This window comes from Vibrio sp. V42_P2S4T144, assembly GCF_009904715.1.
GTDB classification, from domain to species: Bacteria; Pseudomonadota; Gammaproteobacteria; order Enterobacterales; family Vibrionaceae; genus Vibrio; species Vibrio alginolyticus.
This window is the reverse complement of the sequence record NZ_WXWS01000414.1, coordinates 1-8,168: the sequence shown is the minus strand read 5'-3', so window position 1 is coordinate 8,168 and position 8,168 is coordinate 1. Positions and strand designations below refer to the sequence as shown.

Annotated in this window: 8 protein-coding genes; 4 read left to right on the top strand and 4 right to left on the bottom strand. The window is 43.5% G+C overall.

What is annotated here, in order from left to right; genetic code table 11:
• The first annotated feature begins 225 nt into the window (after positions 1-225).
• Positions 226-1,656 (top strand): PTS glucose transporter subunit IIBC, encoded by a 1,431-nt coding sequence (ptsG, locus tag CAG68_RS13965; RefSeq protein WP_005372959.1) that lies wholly within the window; start codon positions 226-228, stop codon positions 1,654-1,656.
• Positions 1,657-1,869: 213 nt separating this feature from the next.
• On the top strand, positions 1,870-2,271 hold the full coding sequence (locus CAG68_RS13960) for a hypothetical protein (RefSeq protein ID WP_053349624.1): 402 nt from the start codon (positions 1,870-1,872) through the stop codon (positions 2,269-2,271).
• A 63-nt stretch (positions 2,272-2,334) separates the two neighbouring features.
• On the opposite strand, the gene CAG68_RS13955 is transcribed toward CAG68_RS13960, so the two are convergent.
• The 3 genes from CAG68_RS13955 to CAG68_RS13945 all read right to left on the bottom strand — a co-directional run bounded on the left by CAG68_RS13955 (position 2,335) and on the right by CAG68_RS13945 (position 5,053).
• A complete protein-coding gene (locus tag CAG68_RS13955; protein WP_005372963.1) occupies positions 2,335-2,430 on the bottom strand; it encodes a MetS family NSS transporter small subunit in 96 nt (31 codons plus the stop codon).
• On the bottom strand, positions 2,427-3,893 hold the full coding sequence (locus CAG68_RS13950) for a sodium-dependent transporter (protein WP_005372966.1): 1,467 nt from the start codon (positions 3,891-3,893) through the stop codon (positions 2,427-2,429). Before CAG68_RS13950 ends, CAG68_RS13955 begins: the two co-directional genes overlap by 4 nt.
• Before the next feature lie 569 nt (positions 3,894-4,462).
• Entirely contained in the window at positions 4,463-5,053 is a 591-nt protein-coding gene (locus CAG68_RS13945) for an outer membrane protein (RefSeq protein WP_053349626.1), read from the bottom strand.
• A 127-nt stretch (positions 5,054-5,180) separates the two neighbouring features.
• Here CAG68_RS13945 and cydH point away from each other — a divergent pair, with 127 nt between their 5' ends.
• Together cydH and CAG68_RS13935 are read left to right on the top strand one after the other, a co-directional pair.
• Positions 5,181-5,273: a cytochrome bd-I oxidase subunit CydH gene (cydH, locus tag CAG68_RS13940; RefSeq protein WP_005372970.1), complete on the top strand. Its 93-nt coding sequence runs from the start codon at positions 5,181-5,183 to the stop codon at positions 5,271-5,273.
• A 44-nt stretch (positions 5,274-5,317) separates the two neighbouring features.
• Positions 5,318-6,469, top strand: coding sequence for a patatin-like phospholipase family protein (locus tag CAG68_RS13935; RefSeq protein ID WP_005372971.1), 1,152 nt, complete (start codon positions 5,318-5,320; stop codon positions 6,467-6,469).
• A gap of 108 nt (positions 6,470-6,577) precedes the next feature.
• On the opposite strand, the gene pyk is transcribed toward CAG68_RS13935, so the two are convergent.
• Complete coding sequence (gene pyk, locus CAG68_RS13930; RefSeq protein WP_151515006.1) at positions 6,578-8,020, bottom strand: pyruvate kinase; 1,443 nt, start codon at positions 8,018-8,020, stop codon at positions 6,578-6,580.
• Positions 8,021-8,168: the final 148 nt, after the last annotated feature.

Below are 8,168 nucleotides of genomic sequence, written 5' to 3'. Positions count from 1 at the left end.
GTGCAATGCAAACCTTTTCATCGGCTGTTTTTGGGTGTGATCCAAGACTTGTTTTGAAACTAAATTTCGTAACTGTGTGGAAAGTTTGAGGGTCATCAATATATATTTAGAGCCGGAAAATATAATGCAGTTGTGGTTACATTTTCATTGGGTGCTAACCTTTAGGCTACGGGGGTGTGCCGTTAGTGCCCAAATAATACTTATAAATTTATCAGGAGCATAAACATGTTTAAGAACCTTTTTGCTAACCTGCAAAAAGTTGGTAAGGCTCTGATGCTTCCAGTATCAGTTTTACCAGTTGCAGGTATTTTATTAGGTGTGGGTGCTGCCCATCTAAGCTTTATTCCAGAGATCGTTTCTAATCTTATGGAACAAGCTGGTGGTTCAGTATTCGGCCAAATGGCACTTCTATTTGCAGTAGGTGTAGCGCTAGGCTTCACTAACAACGACGGTGTTGCAGGTCTTGCAGCTATCGTTGGTTACGGCATCATGACGGCAACGCTAGGTGTAATGGCGGGCGTTATGGGTGTTGAGAAAATCGATACAGGTGTACTAGGTGGTATCCTTGTCGGTGGTGTGGCTGCTTGGGCATTCAACCGTTTCTTCAAAATCCAACTTCCAGAGTACCTTGGCTTCTTCGCTGGTAAGCGCGCAGTGCCAATCATCACTGGTTTTGCTGCGATCATCCTAGGTGTTATCCTATCTGTTATCTGGCCACCAATTGGCGGTGCAATTTCTGCATTCTCTGATTGGGCTGCACACCAAAACCCACAGCTAGCATTCGGTATCTACGGTGTTGTTGAGCGTTCTCTAATCCCATTCGGTCTACACCACGTATGGAACGTACCGTTCTTCTTCGAAGCAGGTTCTTGTGTTAACGCTGCCGGTGAAGCTCAAAATGGTGTACTAACTTGTTACCTAGTTGCTGATGAAGCATCTCGTGCTGCTGGTAATGGCTTCGGTCAGCTAGCGGGTGGTTACATGTTCAAGATGTTCGGTCTACCAGCTGCAGCAATCGCAATTGCTCATTGTGCTAAACCAGAAAACCGTGCAAAAGTAATGGGTATCATGGCGTCAGCTGCACTGACTTCATTCCTAACTGGTATTACTGAGCCAATCGAATTCTCATTCCTATTCGTTGCTCCACTACTATACGGTATCCACGCTCTACTAGCTGGTTCTGCATACATCGTTTCGAACACTCTAGGCTTTGTACACGGTACTTCTTTCTCTCACGGTCTGATCGACTTCCTAGTTCTATCTGGTAACGCTCAGAAGATGGTGCTAATGATTGCCGTTGGTCTAGTTTACGCAGTAATTTACTACGTAGTGTTCCGTGGTGTAATCACAGCGCTTGACCTAAAAACACCTGGCCGTGAAGATGAAACGGAAAGTGCAGCTGTAACTTCTGGCTCTGATATGGGCGGTGAACTGGTTGCAGCGTTTGGCGGTAAAGCTAACATTACTGGTCTAGATGCATGTATCACACGTCTACGTGTAGCAGTTGCAGATACAGCTGCTGTTGACCAAGACAAGCTAAAACAACTAGGCGCTGCTGGTGTTGTAGTTGTAGCTGGTGGTGTACAGGCTATCTTCGGTACTAAGTCTGATAACCTAAAAACTGAAATGGATGAGTGGATTCGTAACCACGGTTAATCGCAGTCATTCATAGTAATGCATAAAAGGAGGCTTCGGCCTCCTTTTTTAGTTCCTATTTTATTAACTGACAGTTCCTTTTTTAGTGTGATCCTAAACTCATCTTTACTTTTGTCAGCTTTTTCATACATCGAGCTTACCCATCGTTGACATATTGATACGCCATTATGTTTGAATAGCGAATAATGTTTTTTTGAATAATTGATAACGTGTATGAAGAACAAATTCATTTTATTTTTGGGACTAGTTTCTAGTACGGCAATGGCGGCAAGCGAACCAACGGATCTATCAGTTGGTATGGCTGTCGATCAACAATTAAGTGTTGTTGTAGAGTTAGATAACAAATATCGTGGCATTATCGGAAACGATGGTATGGCGTTTGATTACATCGCTAAGCGTGGAACATTCGATCAAAACATGCCTGTGACTTGGTATGTCGGCGTTGGTGGCTGGTATGAATGGGATGACGAGTTTGGTGTGAGAGTACCACTTGGCGTGAACTGGGATTTATCACGCGGCTGGGACCTTTATGGTCAAATACACCCAGAGCTAGATCTTTACAAAGGTGCTGACTTGCAACTTGGCGGCGCCGTTGGCATCAAGTACAGTTTCTAGAATAAAAGAAACATAAAAAAACGCCGGTAAATACCGGCGTTTTTTGTTTGGAATGCAATACTGTTATTGTTTATCCATGGCTCGCTTGATGCAAACGGCAGCGCCGCCCCAAGTGATACCTAAACCAATAACCATCATAATAATTGCGCTGATTGTCATTTTGCTGTCTCCTTGCGGTTCACTGCGTTGATCACTAGACCAAAGATAAAGAGTGCGGCGATAAGTGCCCAGCCTAAAGTTAGATCATAGCCACCGTAGCCTTCAGTAATTAGGGCGTATAGCTTGGTCGCTAAGATAATGGCGAGCATGATTGGTGTAACGAAGCGTAAGCAGATCTCGAACCATTGACCAACAGAGAAATCAGAGCGCTCGTTAACGTAATTACGTACTTCTGGCACGCGCTTCAATAGCCACGCCATCAAGACAATCTCAACCAGACCACCAACCATGATGCCAACGTTGTTTGCAAAGTGGTCTACTAGATCGAGTAGCAGCAGACCGCCATTGGTAGCAAACGCCATAGAGACAACGAAGCCAATACCAATCACAACATTTGCAGCTTTTTTACGGCTCCACTTCAGCTTGTCGATAATGGCTGAAGTTACGGCTTCCATAATTGAAATATGCGAACTTAGACCAGCAACCACCAGTGCAAAGAAGAACAGTGGACCAAGAATATATGGGGCAGGTAGTAGGTTAATTGCCGCAGGTAAAGTAACAAAAGCCAAGCCAACGCCTGCAGATACCACCTCTGTTAACGGCTTACCTTGCTCTTGAGCCATGTAACCCAATACTGAGAAGATCATGATGCCGGCTAGGATCGAGAAGCCACAGTTGATCAACACGGTCATAAACGCGTTATTCGTTATGTCCGACTTTTCTGGTAGGTAGCTAGAGTAAGCTAGCATGATGGCGAAGCCGATACTTAACGTAAAGAAGATCTGACCATATGCCGCTGCCCATACTTTCACATCCCAAATTTTGCTGAAATCGGGTTCGAACATGTAGTTCACGCCATCTAGAGCTCCTGGCAAGAAAATCATACGTCCGATTAAGAAAATCACCATCAAGAATAGGATTGGCATCATAATTTTAGATGCTCGTTCAATTCCTGATTTCACGCCTTTGGCAATAGCGGTGTAAGTAATTGCCCAAGCAATTACCATGGATAAAGCAATCTTCCATTGAATACTGCCTAAGTCTGTTGGTGAGTTGTCACCTAGCTTTAGGTATTCACTAAAGAAAAATGCGTTGGTATCGGTTCCCCAACCTTGAGTGAACGACAACCCAAAGTAAGAAATCGACCAACCGATAACAGCCACATAGTAAACGGCAATAACTGCAGCCACACCAACTTGGAACCAGCCAAGCCATTCAAATTTAGAATGAATTTTCGCTAGTGTTTTTGGTGCCGAGCCTCGGTATTTTTGTCCCATACTGAACTCAAGGATCATAAATGGAATACCGGCAGTGATCATGGCAAAAATGTAAGGAATAAAAAATGCGCCGCCACCGTTTTCATAGGCCATGTATGGGAAACGCCAAATGTTTCCCAAACCGATAGCAGACCCAACTGCTGCTAAGATGAATCCCGCCCGGGATCCCCATTGTTCTCGCTTCATATTTGACTCCTATAAGACTCCCTGAGGAATGAAGCTCTCTACGTAACACAGTAATAATTGCGCAAACAGTTGGAAGAAAGGACCGCTGTTATCCATCAGCTTTTCTATCCTTAATTCTAACTTTTTATAATTTTATAGAGCTATATTCTGGCTACTGTAAGAGAAAGTAGATTATTAATCTTAAAATTTTGATGTGTGTTTGATAAAACTGAAATATTTATCTGTTTTCACTGATCAGACTAACTTCTAATAATACTTAGCGCAATAGAATCTAAATGTTAATTCAGATGCGTTGTCTGGTTTTAATCTTGTTAAATTTGAGTTTGATTGTGGTTTTGTGTGGGTGGTTGGTTGTTTGTCTGGAATAAATAACTGGGATCTAATAATTGCTTTGGTGTTTAAGACTATTTTGATGAATTAGGGCGTACGGCTATCTTTTGTGCACCTATCTAGATGATGCTTCGTTACTTTGCCAAACAATGGTGTTTAGACGATATCCTTTATCGGCTCTGTGCAGGACTCGTTCAGCGTTCTTTGTGACGAGTCCTACAAAGGAACATGCATAAAAATTAGAAGCGGAAACTAAAACCGACATTTGATTGGAATTGGTTCATCCAATCAGTATCGAACTTAATGATACAGTTTGAGCCGTCATTAGGTAGAGTACAGGCGCCAGATGTATCGTTATCAACGACCGTTCCTAACCATCTCAGTTGGGCCGTTAATGCAAAGTTCTTTGAAAATTCATATTCCAGCCCTGCAAAAGCGCTAGCCGAAAATCCGTATTTTTTGTCTACCCAATCCACATCGGCATAAGAAGCGCCCAAACCTACACCGATATAGGTTTGCCAATTTTCTGCGACAGGATAGTACATGCTGCTTTGGAAGTGCAGATAATGTATATCTGCCGAGTTGGACAGCTTTTCAAGTTCCGTCGATTGATTGGAGTAAAACAATCCGATCCTTCCTTTTTCTAAGGGAGTCTCGACTGAAAGAGCGTAATTCACTGCGGGGTCGAGAGCGTATGTATTACCACTTTCATCCTCTACTTGGCCGCCTCCTGTATAGCCTATGTATGGCGTAACGATGATATTCGCTTGTGCATTGATAGCAGTACTCATCATCATGATTCCTACTAGCCAGCTGAGTTTTTGGTTCATGCCCTATCTCCTTATTATGACTAAGCTAATTGTGATGGGTTAGTCAAAATTGCGCGACTAAATTAAGCAAATCTTGAACATATTTCACACCGGTGTTATTAATTTGTTACATATTAAGGAGGTGTTTATGGAACACGATCTAAAATCCGCATTAATCATTGTGGTGACTGTTTTTGCAGTGCTTTTGTCATTTGGCATCATTGCTATTACAACAGCTTAAGATAACCACTTTTACCAAACGTTTTAACAAAACGGCGTGAGCCTATGATACGTAACAGCGGTATAATCACAGAAAGCCATGCAGAGCTTGATGTAAAAGTTTATGAGCACTTTAGGCATGGTAAAACTGCTTTAGTCACGCAAGGTGGAGGGCAGAGAGGGATTTTTACCGCTGGCGTTTTAGACGCCTTTTTACTTTCCAACTTCGATCCTTTCGATGAATTCTATGGCACCTCTGCCGGAGCACTTAACTTATGTTCTTACTTGTGTCGTCAACATGGCATGGGCAAAGCTTTTATTACCGAGCTGACAACGTCTCCTGAATTTTTTAATCTGTTTCGCTATATCCGAAAGCAGCAGTACTTAGGTTTAGAGTGGGCATTAGAACGGATTCAAGATTTCCCATACAAGCTTGACCTTGATTTAGGTCGCAGTGCATTGGGAAAACGAGGGGCGTTTGCTGCGGTAACGAATATAGAGACGCTATCAGATCAATATCTACCAATCTTGGATGACTCGTGGTTTAACACTATGCTAGCGACATGTGCGATTCCCAAGTTATATCACGGACCTGTCGACGTAAATGGCAATAAGTTTGTGGATGGCGGCGTGTCTGCCTCTATCCCTGTTCAAGAAGCGTGGCGTCAGAATGCTCGCAACATTATTGTCATTCGCACAGAGCCGTTTTCAGAGATTGAAGCGAGAGCCCAAAGTGAGGTGGGGGATGTGCCTGTCGAATGGTATCGGGAGTCTATCAACTCAGTACAGCAATCATGGCAGCAAAAAGTGAATCAGTGGAAGCTGGATTGGGCGTCGTTCTTCCAACAAAAAATTAATGCAGCACATCAATCGAAGCTTGCAGGGAAAATGCTGTTAAATGGAGGCCGTTGGTTGTTCGGTGCCGATAACTTGTATCGTTTAAGTCATCTGATTGGTGAGAATTTTGATTCAGGTTTAGCCGACATGCTGATGATTCATTATCAAACATTTGAGCTCACTCAGGCCTTTATATCTGCTCCACCTGACGACACTTTTATTTTACAAGTTGCGCCTAAAGAGGGACTTCGTTCTTCTTCTTTGTTAAGTGACCAAGAGTCACTAGAGCATGACTATCAACTTGGGCTTCAAGCTGGGTTTAACCTAGTTCAACTCTACGACCAGCTGGATGTTGAAATTGATGGTAGAGAGAGTGCATAAACCTTCTTACGTTCACGATGTGCGCAATATACAAAGCATATAAATAAGGCTCCATTTTCGGAGCCTTATTTGCGGGTTCTTGTGGTTAACTCCGGTTAGGTATAACGACTACGCTTGTAGAATGCGCATGCAGTTGGTTGAGCCAACAACATCCATTACATCGCCTTGAGTAATAATGACTAAATCACCTTTGTGCAAGAACCCTTGCTCTTTAAGGCTAGTAATCGCTGCTTGAGCCGTTGGTAAACCCGCATCACTTTTTGACTCGAAATATACAGGTGTCACGCCTCGGTATAATGCTGCTCGATTTAGTGTCGATTCATTCCGTGATAAGGCAAATATTGGCAAGCCAGAGCTTAAGCGAGACATCATCAACGCAGTCCTGCCGGACTCAGTTAACGAGATCATCGCTTTAATTCCTTCCATGTGATTCGCAGAGTACATGGTTGCCATTGCGATGGTTTCTTCAGCGGTTTCGAAGGTTCTATCTAAGCGATAGGTTGATAGACTTGCCTCCGACATTTTTTCTGCCCCCACACATACTTCGGCCATGGATTTGACCGTTTCTACAGGATATTTACCTGCAGCGGTCTCTCCAGAAAGCATCACCGCGTCAGTGCCGTCTAGAACCGCATTGGCCACATCCATCACTTCAGCACGCGTTGGCATTGGGCTAGTAATCATGGACTCCATCATTTGTGTCGCAGTAATCACGATACGGTTTAAACTGCGTGCGCGGCGAATCAGTTTTTTCTGGACACCTATGAGCTCAGGGTCACCGATTTCTACACCAAGGTCACCACGTGCAACCATCACCACATCGGATGCGAGAATAATGTCGTCAATAGACTCATTGGTCGCGACGGTTTCTGCTCGTTCGACTTTAGCCACTAACATGGCTTCAAGGCCTGCATCTCTGGCTAAGCGTCGAGCGTAATGCATGTCTTCGCCGTTACGCGGGAATGAAATAGCAAGGTAGTCTACTTGAATTGCTGCGGCGGTAAGAATGTCGGCTTTATCTTTCTCTGTGAGCGCATCGGCTGACAATCCGCCGCCTTTTTTGTTGATCCCTTTATTGTTGGACAGTGGACCACCGACAATCACACGGGTATGAACTTTATTACCCTCTACTTTGGTAACTTGCAGCTGAACGCGTCCATCATCGAGTAATAAAATGTCATTTGGTGAAACATCTTGCGGTAGTTCTTTATAATCTAACCCTACAGATTCTTTATTGCCTTCACCTTTTGGTAAATCACTATCTAATGTGAATTTATCGCCCACATTCAAAATGACTTGGCCATCTTTAAACGTTGATACACGGATTTTAGGGCCTTGTAAGTCACCAAGAATAGCAACCTGACGCCCAAGTCTTGCTGCAATGGTACGGACTTTGTTCGCACGTTGAATGTGGTCTTCACTGGTTCCATGTGAAAAATTCATACGGACAACGTTTGCACCGGCTTTGATGATCTCCTCAAGTATATTGTCCTTATCCGTTGAAGGACCCAGCGTAGTGACAATTTTTGTTCGTCTTAATTTGGAAGTCATAGATTCTCCGATGAATGTGTGTGTACAGGTAACTTGAACTCTATCCTTACTTTACGCAATCGCTCTCAAGGTTAGCCTCGCTTAGCCCACACCTTAAAGCTACTTGAATATAAGTATATGCACAGAATGTTTACATTAAGAGTAACCC

Excerpts from the sequence above, each read along its gene's own strand:
- CAG68_RS13955 (WP_005372963.1), bottom strand. The coding sequence starts at position 2,430 with ATGACAATCAGCGCAATTATTATGATGGTTATTGGTTTAGGTATCACT.
- cydH (WP_005372970.1), top strand. The coding sequence starts at position 5,181 with ATGGAACACGATCTAAAATCCGCATTAATCATTGTGGTGACTGTTTTT.
- CAG68_RS13935 (WP_005372971.1), top strand. The coding sequence starts at position 5,318 with ATGATACGTAACAGCGGTATAATCACAGAAAGCCATGCAGAGCTTGAT.
- CAG68_RS13950 (WP_005372966.1), bottom strand. The coding sequence starts at position 3,893 with ATGAAGCGAGAACAATGGGGATCCCGGGCGGGATTCATCTTAGCAGCA.
- pyk (WP_151515006.1), bottom strand. The coding sequence starts at position 8,020 with ATGACTTCCAAATTAAGACGAACAAAAATTGTCACTACGCTGGGTCCT.
- ptsG (WP_005372959.1), top strand. The coding sequence starts at position 226 with ATGTTTAAGAACCTTTTTGCTAACCTGCAAAAAGTTGGTAAGGCTCTG.
- CAG68_RS13945 (WP_053349626.1), bottom strand. The coding sequence starts at position 5,053 with ATGAACCAAAAACTCAGCTGGCTAGTAGGAATCATGATGATGAGTACT.
- CAG68_RS13960 (WP_053349624.1), top strand. The coding sequence starts at position 1,870 with ATGAAGAACAAATTCATTTTATTTTTGGGACTAGTTTCTAGTACGGCA.